The organism is Pontibacter sp. H249, assembly GCF_037892465.1.
In the GTDB taxonomy this organism is placed as follows: domain Bacteria; phylum Bacteroidota; class Bacteroidia; order Cytophagales; family Hymenobacteraceae; genus Pontibacter.
Window position 1 is genome coordinate 84,265 of sequence record NZ_JBBKTR010000016.1, and the last position, 15,890, is coordinate 100,154.

At 45.3% G+C, this 15,890-nt stretch carries 18 protein-coding genes; 8 read left to right on the forward strand and 10 right to left on the reverse strand.

The features are described from left to right. Positions 1–111: 111 nt before the first annotated feature. Positions 112–1,686, reverse strand: coding sequence for a protein adenylyltransferase SelO (locus WG943_RS17475; protein ID WP_340410972.1), 1,575 nt, complete (start codon positions 1,684–1,686; stop codon positions 112–114). Positions 1,687–1,861: 175 nt separating this feature from the next. Between WG943_RS17475 and WG943_RS17480 the strand changes: the two genes are divergently transcribed. From WG943_RS17480 to WG943_RS17490, 3 genes are all read left to right on the forward strand, one after another. Next, complete coding sequence (locus tag WG943_RS17480; protein ID WP_340410974.1) at positions 1,862–2,791, forward strand: 2-hydroxyacid dehydrogenase; 930 nt, start codon at positions 1,862–1,864, stop codon at positions 2,789–2,791. Positions 2,792–2,794: 3 nt separating this feature from the next. Further along, on the forward strand, positions 2,795–3,208 hold the full coding sequence (locus WG943_RS17485) for a VOC family protein (protein ID WP_340410975.1): 414 nt from the start codon (positions 2,795–2,797) through the stop codon (positions 3,206–3,208). A gap of 104 nt (positions 3,209–3,312) precedes the next feature. Beyond that, positions 3,313–3,528, forward strand: coding sequence for a hypothetical protein (locus WG943_RS17490; RefSeq protein WP_340410976.1), 216 nt, complete (start codon positions 3,313–3,315; stop codon positions 3,526–3,528). A gap of 199 nt (positions 3,529–3,727) precedes the next feature. Here WG943_RS17490 and WG943_RS17495 read toward each other — a convergent pair whose 3' ends face one another. Then, positions 3,728–4,153 carry a hypothetical protein gene (locus WG943_RS17495; RefSeq protein ID WP_340410978.1) on the reverse strand — a complete coding sequence of 142 codons (426 nt, stop codon included), beginning with the start codon at positions 4,151–4,153 and terminating at the stop codon, positions 3,728–3,730. A 123-nt stretch (positions 4,154–4,276) separates the two neighbouring features. On the opposite strand from WG943_RS17495, the gene WG943_RS17500 reads away from it, so the two are divergent. After that, positions 4,277–4,840 carry a DUF1543 domain-containing protein gene (locus tag WG943_RS17500; RefSeq protein WP_340410979.1) on the forward strand — a complete coding sequence of 188 codons (564 nt, stop codon included), beginning with the start codon at positions 4,277–4,279 and terminating at the stop codon, positions 4,838–4,840. Between the two features lie 273 nt (positions 4,841–5,113). Further along, positions 5,114–6,238 carry a three-Cys-motif partner protein TcmP gene (gene tcmP, locus WG943_RS17505; RefSeq protein ID WP_340410980.1) on the forward strand — a complete coding sequence of 375 codons (1,125 nt, stop codon included), beginning with the start codon at positions 5,114–5,116 and terminating at the stop codon, positions 6,236–6,238. A 90-nt stretch (positions 6,239–6,328) separates the two neighbouring features. On the opposite strand, the gene WG943_RS17510 is transcribed toward tcmP, so the two are convergent. Both WG943_RS17510 and WG943_RS17515 read right to left on the reverse strand, forming a co-directional pair. Next, a complete protein-coding gene (locus WG943_RS17510; RefSeq protein WP_340410981.1) occupies positions 6,329–6,829 on the reverse strand; it encodes a VOC family protein in 501 nt (166 codons plus the stop codon). A gap of 22 nt (positions 6,830–6,851) precedes the next feature. After that, a complete protein-coding gene (locus WG943_RS17515; protein ID WP_340410982.1) occupies positions 6,852–7,259 on the reverse strand; it encodes a GerW family sporulation protein in 408 nt (135 codons plus the stop codon). 178 nt (positions 7,260–7,437) lie between these two features. Here WG943_RS17515 and WG943_RS17520 point away from each other — a divergent pair, with 178 nt between their 5' ends. After that, positions 7,438–8,187, forward strand: a complete 750-nt coding sequence (locus tag WG943_RS17520) for a hypothetical protein (RefSeq protein WP_340410983.1) — start codon at positions 7,438–7,440, stop codon at positions 8,185–8,187. Between the two features lie 76 nt (positions 8,188–8,263). Here the strand turns inward: WG943_RS17520 and msrB are convergent, their stop codons facing one another. From msrB to WG943_RS17550, 6 genes are all read right to left on the reverse strand, one after another. Next, entirely contained in the window at positions 8,264–8,716 is a 453-nt protein-coding gene (msrB, locus tag WG943_RS17525) for a peptide-methionine (R)-S-oxide reductase MsrB (RefSeq protein ID WP_340410984.1), read from the reverse strand. Between the two features lie 141 nt (positions 8,717–8,857). Then, positions 8,858–9,202 carry a hypothetical protein gene (locus WG943_RS17530; protein ID WP_340410985.1) on the reverse strand — a complete coding sequence of 115 codons (345 nt, stop codon included), beginning with the start codon at positions 9,200–9,202 and terminating at the stop codon, positions 8,858–8,860. A gap of 127 nt (positions 9,203–9,329) precedes the next feature. Further along, complete coding sequence (locus tag WG943_RS17535) at positions 9,330–10,409, reverse strand: AI-2E family transporter (protein ID WP_340410987.1); 1,080 nt, start codon at positions 10,407–10,409, stop codon at positions 9,330–9,332. A gap of 121 nt (positions 10,410–10,530) precedes the next feature. After that, positions 10,531–11,280 (reverse strand): alpha/beta hydrolase, encoded by a 750-nt coding sequence (locus tag WG943_RS17540; RefSeq protein WP_340410988.1) that lies wholly within the window; start codon positions 11,278–11,280, stop codon positions 10,531–10,533. Positions 11,281–11,395: 115 nt separating this feature from the next. Beyond that, entirely contained in the window at positions 11,396–12,301 is a 906-nt protein-coding gene (locus WG943_RS17545) for a gamma-glutamyl-gamma-aminobutyrate hydrolase family protein (protein ID WP_340410989.1), read from the reverse strand. Beyond that, positions 12,294–13,295, reverse strand: coding sequence for an amidoligase family protein (locus WG943_RS17550; protein WP_340410990.1), 1,002 nt, complete (start codon positions 13,293–13,295; stop codon positions 12,294–12,296). Before WG943_RS17550 ends, WG943_RS17545 begins: the two co-directional genes overlap by 8 nt. Positions 13,296–13,440: 145 nt before the next feature. Here WG943_RS17550 and ggt point away from each other — a divergent pair, with 145 nt between their 5' ends. After that, a complete protein-coding gene (gene ggt, locus WG943_RS17555; RefSeq protein WP_340410992.1) occupies positions 13,441–15,129 on the forward strand; it encodes a gamma-glutamyltransferase in 1,689 nt (562 codons plus the stop codon). Positions 15,130–15,307: 178 nt separating this feature from the next. Continuing rightward, a complete protein-coding gene (locus WG943_RS17560; RefSeq protein WP_340410993.1) occupies positions 15,308–15,733 on the forward strand; it encodes a DoxX family protein in 426 nt (141 codons plus the stop codon). Positions 15,734–15,890: the final 157 nt, after the last annotated feature.

Here is a 15,890-nt window from a genome sequence, read left to right on the forward strand (position 1 = left end):
GGCTGTAAAAGAATGATATCAAGCTTTTGTAAACGTAAAAGAGGAAAGCAATGGCTGCTTTCCTCTTTTACTTGTGGTCCGATGCTCAGTGAAATTGTAGCAGGTTTAAGTTTACGAACTACACGAAAGCATGGAGCAACCAGCTTTTTGAGAAGCCCATTCAGGCCTTGTCTGGAAAAACTCGTCATACTTATCCGAGTAAGGCTCCTTTATGGCTGCCTGAAGTTTTGTAAAGAGTTCATCTTTTCCCTGCTCCAGTTCCTCGATGGCCTGGTGCAGCAGGTAGTTGCGAAGTACAAAGCGTGGGTTAGTGCGGCGCATCAGCTCCTGCGAAGCCTCACGCGTGCAGCTGTTTGCATTAATGCGCGCTGTGTACTTCAGCACAAAAGTATAAAGCTGATCCTTTTCATCTTCATTCAACTCACTATAGAGTGCTGTGTTAAAGTGTTCCTCAACTGCGGCTGCATCAGCCATTTCTAAAGGCAAATCAATCAGCAACTGAAAGAATATAGTCATGTCTGGTTTGATGGCAGTTAGCATTTGCTCCAGTTCTTTTATAAGCTGTACATCCTCACCTGAAACCTGGTCAAGGCCGAGCTTTTTACCCATCATGCCGTAGTAATTTGTCCAGTATACTTGCTTGTATGTTTCCAGCACCTCTACCAGCTTTTTAGTGTCCGGGAACAGTGGCGCTAAGGCACCTGCCAGGCAACCCAGATTCCAGTAAGCTATAGATGGCTGTTTGCTAAAAGCGTAGCGGCGGCCGGGTAAGTCTGTGGTGTTGGGAGTAAAGTCAGGGTCGTAGTCATCTACAAAAGAGTAGGGGCCATAATCTATCGTGAGGCCAAGTATAGACATATTATCGGTGTTCATAACGCCGTGTACAAAACCCACGCGCATCCATTCCACCATAAGCTTAGCCGTACGATCTACAATCTCTTTAAACCAGTTTAACACCTTGTCCTCATCTTGAATGTGTGGGTAGTAGTGATCGATGGTCCAGTTTACCAGCTGCTGTAAATTATCAAGTTCTTTTCTGGCTGCCAGCATTTCGAAGTTACCAAAGCGCAGGAAACTCGGTGCTGTACGCATAACAATGGCCCCTGGCTCGTAAGCAGCGTTGCCGTTGTAGAACATATCGCGCAGCACAGGCTCACCGGTAGTTACCAGGCTTAAGGCTCGTGTAGTTGGTACGCCTAAGTAATGCATGGCTTCACTCATCAGGTACTCGCGCACCGACGATCGAAGCACAGCCCTGCCATCTGCTCTGCGGGAGTAAGGCGTTGGACCAGCTCCTTTTAGCTGGAGCTCCCAGCTTTTACTAGTTTCTGTTTCCCATTCGCCCAACGTAATAGCGCGGCCATCGCCTAATTGCCCGGCCCAGTTCCCGAACTGGTGACCGGCATAACAGGCAGCGTAAGGGTACATGGTGTCTGCTATGTGCTTTCCGCCCAACACATCGATTTCCTTCTGGTCGGTTGGTTTTTCGATGCCAAGCTGCGCAGCCAGTTCCTCAGACCATGCTAAAAGCGTTACTTTCTCAACAGGCGTTGGTATAGCCTTACTGTACAGCATACCAGGTGTTTGGCGTGGTGTTAAATTTCCGCTATCATCTCCGTTAAAGGCAGTTATAAATTCTTTTTTATACTTTTTTGAGCTCAGTTTCTCTTTTTGTACTGTATTCATCTGTTGTTAGTGTATCCCTTTTTAACAAGGATGAGGCAAGATAAGTTAATTTTTAACGGAATAAACTTGAATAGATGTGTTAGCTTGCAGTTTATACTTTCTGTGCTAATATATTCCATATGTTGCCTTAAAGGTATAGTTTTAAACTACATGCATAACGATTACCACATTTTACATGCCGATATTACTTGTTAGCCAGGGGCGCGACTTAACTCCTTGGGTAAATGCTATGAAAGAAGTGCAGCCTGAGCTGGAGGTTTATGTATATCCTGATGCTGGAGCCAAAAATGAAATTGAGTTTGCCATTAGCTGGAACCATCCTTTAGGAGTATTTAAAGAGTTTCCGAACCTAAAATGCATAGCCTCTATGGGGGCAGGCGTAGACCATATTCTTAAAGACCCTGAGTTACCGGAAGGAGTTGTTGTAACCAGGCTAACAGATGAACACCTGGCAACAGACATGGCTACCTTTACCACAGCATTAGTTTTAAATTACATGAGAGGTTTGTCGGCTTACAAGGCAGCGGAAGAGCAGGCCCTGTGGCTGCCAAAACCTTACCTGAGGCAAAGGGATATTACAGTTGGCATAATGGGAATGGGCGTACTTGGGACAGCGGCGGCAAAGCAACTAAAAGCGCTAGGATTTGAAGTGCAGGGCTGGGCCAGAACATCTAAAGATATAAAAGACATTACAGTGTATGCCGGTAATGCAGAGCTGGATAAGTTTTTAAGCTCAACGGATGTGCTAATCTGCCTGCTGCCGCTCACACCTGAAACCGCAAACATTCTGAACAGAACAGTTTTTGAGAAATTACCCAAAGGGGCTTATGTGATAAATGTAGCCAGAGGAGAACACCTGGTAGAGGAGGACTTGCTAATAATGCTGGAAAAAGGGCACTTGTCTGGTGCCAGCCTCGACGTGTTCCGGACTGAGCCGCTACCGCAGCAACATCCATTCTGGGCCCATCCGAAAATAGATATTACCCCTCATATTGCCAGTGTTACAAACCCTGCGACGGCAGTTATACAAATACTGGAAAATTACGACAGGCTTAAACAAAATAAGCCGCTGCAAAACGTTGTTTCACAAACCAAAGGTTATTAAAAAATGAACGCTTTTCACTACGCATTTAAAGTTAAAGACATTGCCTCTACACGTACGTTTTATGTAGATATTTTAGGATGCCAGGAAGGACGCAGTACTGAGCACTGGATCGACTTCGATTTTTTTGGCCACCAGCTTTCGGCGCATGTTAGTGACAACATTCCAGAATTGGATTACTGCGGTAAGGTAGACGGTGTGAGTGTACCGGTACCTCATTTTGGCTGCATACTTAGCTACGAGCAGTTCGATGCGCTGCAGGATAGACTTACAGAAAACGAGGTGAAGTTTGTAGTTAAAGCCCACACCCGTTACGAAGGGCAGGTAGGGGAGCAGCGTACCATGTTTGTACTTGATATGAGCAACAACCCGTTAGAATTCAAGGCTTTTAAGAATGCCGACGAAGTATTTGCCTCTTAAATTGTAGGCTACAGTTTTATACTTTATAGATGTTTTTATATCCTATACGGTTATATCGACGTACTTGAACCTATAAACTCAAAAGACTTAAAGAGACAGAAAATATGGACGCATCAGTAAACTCATTAGAGGGGTTAATGAAAGATCCTTCGCAATTGGCAGATATCATCAAAGATCCGGCTACGCATGGGCTTGATTTTTATAATGGCTTATCAGGTAAACAGAAGCAGTATGTGCTGCTGGCTGCCGGTATCGGGCTTATTGCGTATGCCATTTACGTTGGCAGGCAAGGTGATAATAATCAGTCAAAATCTGCTTAACATTTGCTACAACAAAACGTATACTTAAGTACATACATTTTTTGTAATCGTACAGACAGGTTAAAGCCTGAATAAAGCTTGTAGAAGCTTTCTGAAATTTTTTAAGTTTGTTCGAGAAACAAAGAATAAAGACCTGCTTTAAGCTATACTTAAAGCAGGTCTTTGCATGTATTTACCAATCAGTTTGGGATCTTTGTTTTTATCGCTTTTTACCTTTTTTGGCCACGCGTTCTTTGTGGCCTTTTCTCTTCAGTTCCTGAAAATCAGCATTTGATACAGTTACAGTGTAATACACTGACGTTAGCACTACAAGGCCAGCCTCCTCTACAAAAGATGTAGTTAAAGAAAGCTGCTTGTCTGGGTTTAGCACGTACTCATCGTCCACTTTCTCATATACGTTAAACTCGTAATCACCTTCTGCGGGCTGGCTGTTGCTGGTTTGGGCAAGGCAGTCTCCGGTAATGGCAAGTGGCGTGTCCAGCTCTACCTCATAGTCAAAAGGCTGATAATATTTACCGTCCTTTTTGTGGGTGATGTACTCAATTTTGCTGATGTATACTTCTATGCCAGCATTTTTACTGTCACGCTTATGTTTAATGTCGCTGATGTTGCCTACTAGTCTCATGTTGCTTTGTACTTGGCGCTTTGCTATACTTTTGTCTCCGCAAAGGTACAATTTATATCTCTCTTACGTGTGCAGTTTGTAAAGATGAAAGTATAAGCCAGTGTAATTCTATACCTTTGCCACATGCAAAAACCTAAATTATTTATGCTGATGCTCGGGGGCAGGCCCTCGGGACGCAACATCGAACAGCACGACATGTTTTTCGGGATAGCAGAAACGCTAAAAGATTTGGTGCCGGCTATCAAAAAGTTTTGGCCGGAGGCAGTCGGCAACCTGCACGTAGATGCATGGCGAGAAGTAAACAATGTGAATGGCTACAACGTGAATGTGGTGCCAAAACAGAACGCAGGTGCTGGTGCAGCGGATAAGCTCTTCTTTATCAACCTGGGCGGTTACAAACCAGGCGAGTTCGATGAGTTTCATTACAAGATGCTGGTTGTGGCGCCTGATATGGGAGATGCCTCGGCTCAGGCTAGAAAGTCTGCTTTTTACAAGCACACAGGCTTTAAAGGCGCAGCCTCGCACATAGACGACAAGTATGGCGTAGACGTAGATGACCTGCAATTGGTAAAAGATATGCTACCGGAGTCGGTAAAGCAGGAGTACACTATACAACTTACACCTACAGATGAAGCAGTGGAGGATGAGATACACCTGGGTTATTTCCAGCTGCATAAACTAACTTAGAGCTAGGAGTAAAGTATAAATTTCCTTCATGGTATTTTCTCAGCGGCCGGAGCAGAAAACAGCGGCGTATTTTGTGTTCGTTTTCGGTTAAATAAGAGCATCATACTTTGTTGAGTTATAGGAAGTAGTATTTTGCCTGTATTTTAGCTTGCAGAAGGTTTATACTTTGTGTCATAGTTTTATACTTTGCCAGCAGTTTATAGCCTTCACTTTCGAAATCAGGATTAACTTTGTAGTTAAAGAAGAGGGAACAAAAGCACGAATTACGATACCATGTCTACGGTTGATACCAGCGAATTTTTTACGGCTCAGCGAGATGCATCTGAGATCAAGTCACAAATACTGAATGATTACTTCAGGGATTGGTGTACAGCTATACTTCAGGGGCAGCGCTATAAGTCGAATCATGCGCTGGCTTACATCGATCTGTATGCCGGAGACGGCAAGTATCAAGACGGTAAACCCGCCACACCGGTTAAGGTGCTTAACAGTATTTTCGGGGCAACAGATAAGTTTAACCTGAACAAGATCGTGCGCACGTTCTTTACCGATGAGAAGCCAACGGTAACACAGAAGCTGAAGCAGAACCTGGAGGCACTGCCATACTACGAAAACCTGATCTACAAGCCGGTTATACTTAACGAGGAGGTAAACTTTAGCCTGCTGGCCAAACTGCTCGGCACTGATACGCCTGCCTTAATGTACACCGACCCATTTGGATATACTTTCTCGCAGCAAATGCTGCTGCAGTCTATCAAGCGGTGGGGCCTGGATGTATTTATGCTGTTTAGCCCTGCCAAAATGCGGCCAGCTATACTTAATGCCAGCGAAAACGATTTACTGACGGATATTTTTGGGGTAGAACGCATCGCCAAGATTAAAGAGTTTTGCGAGCGTTACCAGGATGCGGGCCAGCGCGAAGATTTTATGGTGGACAGCTTTGAAGACATCTTTAAGGAAAAAGACTACAAGACGTTCCGGTTTAAGATAAGCCTGCCTAAAAAGAACCAGACCAGTCACTACCTCTTCTTTGTTTCCAGAACGGATACCGCTTACATGAAGATGAAGGAACTGATGCTGACCTACAGCGATTTTCAGGAAGATGGCGTTCCGTTGTTCGGAGCCAACATTAAGCACCAGCTGTCGCTTTTCCAGGAGCAGTACCGTTATTCCATTAAAAACCTGATAGCAGAGCTCTCTGGCAAAGCAAGCTTTTACCACAACCTGTCTCTGGATAGCATTTACAGGCACCACAACATCGGCACCAATTACATACGCGGCAATTACCTGGAGGCATTCGAAGCCCTGAAGAAAGAAGGTGTAGTAGAGTCTATCAACCCGATCAGCAGAAAGCCGATGCGCAAAGTGTCGTTTACATCTATCATCGCTTACAAGTAGGCTGCCTTATTTTAGGTACAGTTTTCGGTAGCAAGTAAAGGGTAGCGATTCGGAATAGGTACTGAGATTGATCCAGTCCACTTTTCAATCCTAAGAATCCTGGTCCAATTCAGCTAAAAGGTCTTCCAGATCTAAAGGGCGGGTATACATGTGCAGTGATCCGTCTTCGTGTTTTGGCCATTGTTCTCTTGGCCGGTCCCAGTACAATTCTACACCGTTCTGGTCAGGATCATTTAAATAAAGTGCTTCCGAAACACCATGATCTGAGGCTCCGGTTAACGGATATTTAGCATCGAGCAGGCGCTTAAATATGGTTGCCAGGTCTTTGCGGATGGGGTAGAGGATGGCAGTATGAAACAAACCAGCGCTGTTTACAGGTGCCGGTGAGCCTCCTTTGCTGTACCAGGTGTTCAGGCCGATGTGATGATGATAACCACCAGCCGAAATAAAGGCAGCATCGTTGCCATACATGGTGGTTAGTTCGAAGCCCAGCAGATCACAGTAAAATTTCATGGCACGATCTAAGTCAGCCACTTTTAGGTGTACATGCCCAATGCTGGTTTTAGCAGGCACTTTATACGTTTCATCCATTTTATCAAAGGCCCTTCTGTTGTTACTTCTTTTTATTTTTACCTTTTTTCTTTCCTTTATATGAGAATATGTTGGTAACAGTTTTAGCTGTCAGGTAAGCGAACAGACTACTTATCGCTACAATTTTAACTGTAGTCTGAGGATCTCTAATGGAGCGGAATCGGGTATTGCCGTCCTTTATCTCAATATAGCCCACAGGAGTTAATGATACGCCTCCGCCGCCGCCTGAACCGTTCTCGCCGGCTTTAGTGCCTGCCCCACCGCCAAAGCCGTACATAGCTTTTGCAACAGGCACTACCGTTACACCATCACGCTCTATCGGATCTCCATATATGCTTGCAGCCTTTGCTGTTATTCCAAGCTTTTCAGCCAGATTCTCAACTAAAGTAGTTTTGCTAGGCTGGTTTCCTTTGTTTTCTTTCTGCTCCATTTATATATGATTAGAGATGGCTTATTGCTTACACTGCTTAACTTCAAGCAGAGTTCAGGCTTTTATACTTTTATCTCTACAGGTTTGTTATCTAGCCTCTACCTAAATAACCTTAGATGAACATGCGCCATTATCCTGCGTTTAAAGGGAGAGTGATTATTCCATAAACAAGAAAGCTATGAACAGAAACTTTGATAACGAGAATCGTCAGCGTAAAAACCATTACGCTGATTTTGATGATTACGGAAACCCCAGAACAGGCAATCGCAACAGCTTGTCGCGCCATACCCCTGAAAGTAAGTATGGTAGCTTTGGCCAGAGAAACCAAACAGACTCCTACGACCAGCAAAGGCAGTATGATAGACGTGCTACCAATGCTACACGTGCCTACGGAGACATGAGCCAAGGCACACGTTATGGCGAAGGTGGCAGCAACGAGGGTGGCGGATCGTCTTATGGTCATTCTTACTACGGCCTATCCGGAGACCATGGACCAAGTATAACCCAACACGACAGAAACCGCCAGGACAGCAAACAATATGATGGCCACGGAGATTACGACCATTTTATGAACCGGAACTACGGCAACAGCTTTGGCAGCAGCAGCGATGGCGGATATACTTCCCGGAACAGAGAAAACGAAGACAGAAGAGAAAACCAAAATAGAGACAGCCGCTTAGAGAACCGCTCCGGCAACAGAGGGTATGAGGAGAATAGAGGCTATGATCGTGGCTATGACAGCTTTGGTAATACTGGCTATGGCGCTACCGGGTACAACATGCGCGACCTAGACAGGGAAAGGGGTGCTTACGGCAATCAGCAGCGATTTAGAGACGATAGCAGAGGCTACCGCTCTGAACCAGCGTGGGACAGAGACAATAGCCAAAACCAAAGCCGTAGCAGGTTTAACCGGGATATGGATTGGTAAAGAAATTTGTTTTGTGAAAACAGCCACCTGTACTACTACAGGTGGCTGTTTTTTTTACCTCAGCTACTATACTTTTTTATACTTTGCTTTCCTGGTGCACCAAACATACCGAGTTAATGCAGTACCGCAGGCCTGCTGGTTCAGGACCATCGTTAAACACATGGCCCAGGTGCGCATCACAAATATTGCAAAGCACTTCTATCCGTTGCATGTTGTGGCTATCGTCGAAGGCGTATTTTACTGCGCTTTTAGTAACTGGCTGTGTAAAGCTGGGCCACCCCGATATGGCATGGTACTTTTCTGAAGAAGTAAACAGCAAACTGCCACAGCACACGCAGCTGTAATTTCCAGGGTCGTAAAAGCGGCAGTATGCATTTCGGTAAGGTAGCTCTGTGCCTTTTTGCCTGGCTACCTGGTACTGCGCCGGCGTTAGCAGCAGCTGCCATTCCGCTTCAGTTTTCTCCTCTTTATAAGGCGGCTCAGGGTTTCCATACTTTGCGTATCGTAGTACATCAAACCATCGCATCATAAGCACTTATTCTATAATTTATCTCTTAAACAGCACCTTGCCAGCCGTAGGTTATACTTTATAACAGCAAAAAGCCCGGTTATTACCGGGCTCTCTGGTTTAAGCCATTACAAGTTGGCTTTATAAATGTTAAAGGCTTAATTACTTATTTTCCTTTCTTATTTTATCCAAATCTGCACTGCTTTTATGGCTTTTTAGTGTGCTGGCATTTGGCTGGTTATTGCGGAACTCCTTGTCTGTGCTGTCTGCGCCACGACTTGTGGTAGTCAGGTTTGCATTAGAACCCTGAGGGCTGTCTTGCTTAGGAGTGTCTTTCCCTTTTTTTTCACCACCGCTGTTTCCTTCTCTGCTAGGTTTGTTTTCTCCGCGTGTGTTGTCGGCACCGCCAGCCACTGGACCTGTGTTGGTTCCTTGTGGGCGTCCGCTTACATTTTTGTCCTGCTCAAAATCTCCCTGGTTCTCAATGTTTCTATTATTTGTACTCATGGTTTGTCTTCTTTTGGTTTAAAATTCAACTATAGTCTTGTGGCTTGCACAAGGTTTTTATTTGTACGGATGATCAGAAGTATAGGATAACTATTGATTAGCAACCAAGGCCCTAAACAGGGTTGCATTAAAGGGTGTTATCATTAATGCTTACCTGCGGATTTTCTTCTTTGCCAAGCAGATAGCCGTATGGTTTTAACTCCGGTATCCTGTCCAGGAAAATTTTAAGGCTGGCAAAAAGCGGCACGAACAGGATCATGCCTGGAATACCCCAGATCAGGTTACCCAAAAGTATGATCAGGATTGTTGCCAGTGGGTTTAACTTAACTTTAGAGCCCGTTATGTAAGGAGTAAGCAGGTTAGCCTCCAGCAACTGAGTTACCATAAAAAACAGCAGCACCAAAACCGGATACCAAAGCGAGTCTTTCGTTAACATGGCAAAGGCAATAGGTAACGCAATGCCCAGAAAAGAACCAAAGTATGGCACCACCCGCAACAGGGCGGTTATCAGGGCAAAAAGCATGGCATGCTCTAGCCCAATGGCCCAAAAACCCAGCGCATACACTACAGCCAGAATAGAGATAACAGTTAACGTGCCTTTCAGGTAATCGTGTATGATGCGCGAGATCCGGGCAAGCATCACCCTCGATTCTTTAGGGCCGCTGAATAGCCTAAGCCACACAAAAAAGTTTTGAATACGCTGCTGATAGATCAGGAAAAAGAAAGTATAAGTAAGAACAATAAACACAAACAAGAGCACGGCAAAGGTCTGCAGCAGTACATCTCTCACGCTTTTAAATACAGCTTTGGCAATGTCCGGTTTTTTCTCTTCTAAGATCTCCTCCTGCTCATACTTCGAGATGTCTGTTGTTTCGTAGAGCAGCCACTGAAGCCGGTTGGTTTTTTCGTCTAGTTTCGCCTCCAGTTGGGGCAGGTCCTGCACAATACTCTTGATCTGGTAATGTAAAAGTATACTTAGCAGCACAAGTACACCCAACAGGGTAAGCACAGAGGTAAGCGCTGCTATTGGTGCTTTAAGTCCGCGTTTTTCCAGGCCCATCATCATCGGGAACAGAAGCATCGCAAAGAAAGCCGCAATTACAATGGGTATCAGGAAGAGTTTGCCCAGGTTCAGGAGTACGCCCAGCAGGAGTACTGTTAAAAGACCTTTGTTAAAATTGGTTAATTTTGCTTTTCTGATGTTCATACCTGGTTTGGAGTAAACGCAAAAGCAGGTGCTATGTTCTGGAGGCAGGCAGTATAAAACAGTTTATTTCTATAACTAATTTACCGAAGCAAAAGCGGCCGTTATATTGCAACTTTATACTTTACTTCACCGCTGCCAGTACAACAGCCAGTGCCTCTTTATACTTTGGGTTTTCGTTCATGCCGTTATGTCCCTGTCCCTGAAGTATAATTACCTGATCAGTTGGCTTGAGGTGCGCCTTTAGTTTTTCAGACGAACCATGATAAATGATCTCATCCTGTGCGCCATGAAACAATACAACAGGCGCTTTTATATTCTCCAGAAACCGATACGTCTCAAATTTATACTTCAGCAGAAATGACGGAATGATGGGGTAGAGGCTTTTGGAAAGATCGCTGAGGCTGTAGTAAGGTGCCTGAAGTACAAGTAAACGAGGCTCATTTTCTGAGGCCAATTTCGCCGCTGCTGCCGTACCAATAGAGTATCCTGCAATGATAACCTCCTGCTCATGGTAGCTTTTTCTGAGGTGCTCGTAAGCGGCTTGTGCATCTTCGTAAAACTGAGTTTCGCTGCTGATGCTGCCTTCGCTTTTGCCATAGCCACGGTAATCAAATACAAAGCAATCGTAGCCTAAGTCGGTGTAGGTTTGAGCAGCCCAACCCCAGGAGTCTACTGAGCCAGCATTGCCGTGCAGGTAAAACACCAGGCCTTTTGGTGCATCAACCTTAAAGAGCAGACCGTGTAGCTTAGCTCCGTCTGTTGCTGTTACAAACACTTCCTCAAACTCCTGTACAAAAGAAAACTTGTGGTCTGGGCGCAACTTCTCCGGAAAAATGATCAGGTTCTCCTGCTGTAAGAATGCAAGGCTCATGAGTGATAAGTAAATAATTAAAAGTATACTTCCGGTAACGAGTAGGCTCTTTAGCAAGGCTCAAAAATTATAGATTAATTCTCTGAAAAGATCAGTAGGGATTTATACTTTTCAATTACTTTCCCTGTTTCTCAATCTCATTATACACCTCTCTTGGTGCTGCTATGGCATCTAGTACATCCTGTTCCTCAATTTGTGCCTGTACTGCCTTTGCCTGTTGCACCAGTGCTTTAAATAATTTGCGGTGGCGGCTTTTCTGAGGCAGATACTCCGGGTGCCACTGCACCCCGATCATGTACTGTAGGGTGGTGTGCTCGATGGCCTGCACTACGCCGTTTGGCTCCCAGGCAGCAATGCAAATGTTCGCTCCAGGTTCCTTTACAGCCTGCTTGTGCAGAGCATTTACATCAAGCTTATCGGCGCAAAGTATATGCTGTAACTTGCTGCCTGCCTTTACTTCGACCACCTTTACAGGCAGTATGCTGGCAGGGTTAGGTGCTTCTGTGTAAAAAGTATGAATGCTCTTATGTAATGTACCTCCAAAGTACACGTTCATGAGTTGGGCGCCGCGGCAAATACCCATTACAGGAAGGTCTTTTTTTACTGCCTGGTCGAGCAATTGTAGTTCCAGGTGATCCCGAGCTTTATCAAGGCCAAAAGTAAGTTTGCGGCTTAATAATTTCCTGAAAAAGAAGAGTGCCGGAAAGTATAACCAACTTAGGAAACGCCCCACCCGCTGTAAAACATTTTTGTTCGGTTGCCTGATCGTTTGCTGCAGATAATCGTTGAGTAAATGTTCCTGCTCGTAAATAGTAGGGTCTACATCGGCGCCTCCTCCTATTACCAAGCCTTGCAAGCCATCAGCAGTACGGGGTCTGGCGGGGGTTACATGCACAGGTTTTCCGCCGGCTATCCAAATACCGAGTGCTGTAAAAAGCCATGCCGCTTCGCCACCCTTGTCTGGGCCGGTTATGCCAATAGTGGGTCTGCTTCGGTTTATTTTCTGACTCAGGTTAACCATTTTCAATTCTTTTCACCCACTTTGTATCAAACCCTAAAATAGTGTCGCCTTTAAGTGCCAGGTATTCCAGGCTTAGGGCTTCTATTTTTTTCCGGTTATTGGCAAGTTCTTCTATGGCTACCCAGTTGTTCCATTCCTGGGCCAATGTCCAACCTGGTTGCGCTATAGAGCTATTGGGTAACCTGTAATGAAATGTTTTTCTGGCCTTTACTTTTCCAAGGTTTTCGAACTGATCAAGCAGGTCGCTTTCTAGTGCTGCAAACAGGGGATACATATCCAGCGGCCTGTTTCTGTCTGGGTTAAAAGTATGGTAATCTAGTATTAGTTGTTCTAAACTTGGCTGGTACTCAGGTGATAATACAAGTGCTGTGTAGGTAGCAGGATATGACTTTATAAATGGACTTAACTTTCGGGCAAGGTCTGTATGGCCTATTTCCAAAAGCCAGGGGTAAAGCAGCAGGAAAGCCCTTAAGTATGATAAAAGTGTGTCTGTGTCTGTATCAGGTGTTTCTACGTTTATGTGTGTGCCAAAGGCATTGGTCAGAAAGGAGTCTGTGCCCTCAGCATGGTGCTGGTACAGTGCCTCCCTTAGTTTTTCCAGTTCACCCAACTGCGTATAGGGCACTGGTGGGCAGGCAATTTCATACGGAAAAACTTTGCCGATCAAGCTTTCAAGCGCCGTCTCTACCTCATCTTCTAAAGTATCGCCATTGCTAAACTTAACATCCTCTATATGAATGTTCAGCGACTCTAAAGGCTTTTTATAGCGTTTCTCTGTTAGCAGGGCCAGGTCAAACTCAATGGTAAAGTCGCCAAGTTTAGTATGCTGCACTTTTTGCCTGAACCTGTTCTCTTTGTGAATGCTGCCGCCATATAAGTCCTGTACTATCTGCACAGACTCCTCGATGCCTACATTGGCATACTCCAACTCAAAGCCTACTGTGCGCAGCTTTCCTTCTTTATTATACAGTACAGGTGGTTGTTTGAATTGCATTGGTTTAAGCAATTGGTAATACCTTAAAAACGTCAGGAGCAGCATTCCGTTTTACTTTATATCGTTTGCTGCAAAATTTTGCCGCTTTTAAACTTGTTACCGAGTAATGGGGTAAAACCGGATTTTATACTTTTTACATATACAGATGTTCAGAAAGTTTACACTGCTCTTCTTACTGATAAGCTTCGCAAGCTGCACCAGTAACAGCCTGACTGATCGTGGGTTGGTAACTGATAAGGCTATGGTGGTGTCGGCGCACCCGCTGGCTTCTGAGGTTGGAGCCGAGATACTCAGGCAAGGCGGTAATGCCATTGATGCAGCCGTGGCTGTACAGTTTGCCCTGGCTGTAGTATATCCGGATGCCGGTAACATAGGAGGTGGCGGTTTTCTGGTGCTCCGCCAGCAGGATGGAAGTATAAATGCCCTGGACTACCGCGAAAAAGCCCCTGCTGCAGCACACCGGGACATGTACCTGAATAAAACTGAAAAGGTAGTAGAGAACCTGAGCTTTAAGGGGCACCTGGCGGCTGGCGTACCCGGCACTGTAGACGGCATGGTGCAGGCGAACGAAATGTATGGCAGCATGCCCTGGAAGGATCTGGTGCAGCCCGCTATAGACTTGGCAGCCAATGGCTTTCCCTTAACCAAAAAAGAAGCTGCAAAACTAAATGAGCAGCGTGAGGATTTTATAAAGTATAGTACTGTAAAACCCGCTTTTATTCTTCGGAACAAATGGCAAGAGGGCGACAGCTTACGCATACCGGACCTGGCACGTGTGCTGCAAAGGGTTAGAGATAACGGCAGGGCCGGTTTTTATGCAGGAGAAACTGCAGACCTGATTGCTGACGAAATGAAAAGAGGGGGAGGTATCATCACCAAAGAAGACCTGGCTGCTTACCGTTCTGTGTGGCGCGCACCGCTTACTGCCGAGGCGAACGGCTACCGAATCATTTCCATGCCGCCCCCATCCAGCGGAGGCATTGCCTTAATCCAGTTGCTCACTATCACAGAAGATTACCCACTTAGCGATTGGGGATGGAACAGCGCCCGCACAGCTCATTTTATGATTGAAGCAGAAAGGAGAGTATACGCAGATAGGGCAAAACATCTCGGAGATCCTGATTTCTACCAGGTGCCCGTGCAGGGACTGCTCGAACAAGATTATATCAAGGGCAGAATGGCCGACTTCACTCCTAAAAGAGCAACAAGTTCTGATGCTGTTTCGGCTGGTTTACCAGCACCTCCTGAAAGCCCGAACACCACCCACTATTCTATAGTTGATGCCCAAGGTAATGCCGTGTCGGTTACTACTACGCTAAACAGCAGCTTTGGCTCTAAAGTGTTTGTGGCAGGTGCCGGATTTTTGCTCAACAATGAGATGGACGATTTTAGCGTGAAGCCCGGATATCCCAACAGCTATGGTCTTGTAGGAGGAGAGGCAAATGCCATAGCACCTGGGAAACGCATGCTCAGCTCCATGACACCCACCATCCTGGAGAAAAATGACAGCTTGTTTATGGTAGTAGGAAGTATGGGGGGCTCTACAATCATTACAACGGTTTATCAGATTATACTTAATGTAACAGTGCACGGCCACACAATGCAGGGAGCTATAAATGCAGGCCGCTTTCACCACCAGTGGAAGCCAAACTGGGTACTGTCGGAGTGGGGTGCATTGGGAGCCGGTACAGGAATTAAGCTGTGGCTGAAAGGACACAAGATTGTACCCCGCAATGGTGGCATAGGCAGAGCAGCCGGTATACTTGTACTACCCAATGGTAAACTGGAGGGTGGCGCAGATCCAAGAGGTGACGATGCAGCAGCTGGGTTTTAGGTTATCAGGAGTTACAAAAGTATAGAAGGCTTATCAGTAGTGTGAAGAGTCCTTTACAGAATTACGGCGCTAGATTAACTCTTAACTTTCTGCTTCTTGTATGCGTTAATCTATCCATGCAAATATCTGTATTAAAATAAGTTATAGTAATGATGGTGCAATTATACAACAGGAAAAAATGGATAGATTTTTAGGAAAGTTTAGTCCGCACTTATACGCGATACTCAGGTTTGTGGCAGGTATACTATTCGCCATGCATGGTACACAAAAGCTTTTCGGTTGGCCAGGTGGCGGCGATACAGTAGAGCTTGCCTCTCAGATGGGGCTGGCAGGTATCATAGAGTTTGTTGGAGGATTAATGATTGCCTTTGGTTTTCTCACGAGTTGGGCAGCGTTTATCGCCAGTGGACAAATGGCATTCGCATACTTTATAGCGCATGCTCCGCAGGCACCGTGGCCAATCCTGAATAAGGGTGAGTTATCTGTACTATACTGCTTTTTGTTTTTATACATGGCGGCACGCGGGTCTGGTATCTGGAGTGTAGATGAGGCTATCGGTAAACGTAGCAAAGCGGGTTTTGCGGCAGACAGGCGTTATGGTTGATAGAGTTGTCGGTTTGTACTTTGGCAGTGCCAGAATGCCCATACGCGAAACTTTGAAAGTCCGGATTAGTATCTTATTAGCATTAAGACACGTTACAGGTAAGTGTCTTATTATAGATAAAATATGTACCCAATAGTGTAAATCAAAATAAACTGAA

Coding starts and splice junctions, on each gene's coding strand:
- WG943_RS17475 (WP_340410972.1), bottom strand. CDS start 1,686: ATGAATACAGTACAAAAAGAGAAACTGAGCTCAAAAAAGTATAAAAAA.
- WG943_RS17480 (WP_340410974.1), top strand. CDS start 1,862: ATGCCGATATTACTTGTTAGCCAGGGGCGCGACTTAACTCCTTGGGTA.
- WG943_RS17485 (WP_340410975.1), top strand. CDS start 2,795: ATGAACGCTTTTCACTACGCATTTAAAGTTAAAGACATTGCCTCTACA.
- WG943_RS17490 (WP_340410976.1), top strand. CDS start 3,313: ATGGACGCATCAGTAAACTCATTAGAGGGGTTAATGAAAGATCCTTCG.
- WG943_RS17495 (WP_340410978.1), bottom strand. CDS start 4,153: ATGAGACTAGTAGGCAACATCAGCGACATTAAACATAAGCGTGACAGT.
- WG943_RS17500 (WP_340410979.1), top strand. CDS start 4,277: ATGCAAAAACCTAAATTATTTATGCTGATGCTCGGGGGCAGGCCCTCG.
- tcmP (WP_340410980.1), top strand. CDS start 5,114: ATGTCTACGGTTGATACCAGCGAATTTTTTACGGCTCAGCGAGATGCA.
- WG943_RS17510 (WP_340410981.1), bottom strand. CDS start 6,829: ATGGATGAAACGTATAAAGTGCCTGCTAAAACCAGCATTGGGCATGTA.
- WG943_RS17515 (WP_340410982.1), bottom strand. CDS start 7,259: ATGGAGCAGAAAGAAAACAAAGGAAACCAGCCTAGCAAAACTACTTTA.
- WG943_RS17520 (WP_340410983.1), top strand. CDS start 7,438: ATGAACAGAAACTTTGATAACGAGAATCGTCAGCGTAAAAACCATTAC.
- msrB (WP_340410984.1), bottom strand. CDS start 8,716: ATGATGCGATGGTTTGATGTACTACGATACGCAAAGTATGGAAACCCT.
- WG943_RS17530 (WP_340410985.1), bottom strand. CDS start 9,202: ATGAGTACAAATAATAGAAACATTGAGAACCAGGGAGATTTTGAGCAG.
- WG943_RS17535 (WP_340410987.1), bottom strand. CDS start 10,409: ATGAACATCAGAAAAGCAAAATTAACCAATTTTAACAAAGGTCTTTTA.
- WG943_RS17540 (WP_340410988.1), bottom strand. CDS start 11,280: ATGAGCCTTGCATTCTTACAGCAGGAGAACCTGATCATTTTTCCGGAG.
- WG943_RS17545 (WP_340410989.1), bottom strand. CDS start 12,301: ATGGTTAACCTGAGTCAGAAAATAAACCGAAGCAGACCCACTATTGGC.
- WG943_RS17550 (WP_340410990.1), bottom strand. CDS start 13,295: ATGCAATTCAAACAACCACCTGTACTGTATAATAAAGAAGGAAAGCTG.
- ggt (WP_340410992.1), top strand. CDS start 13,441: ATGTTCAGAAAGTTTACACTGCTCTTCTTACTGATAAGCTTCGCAAGC.
- WG943_RS17560 (WP_340410993.1), top strand. CDS start 15,308: ATGGATAGATTTTTAGGAAAGTTTAGTCCGCACTTATACGCGATACTC.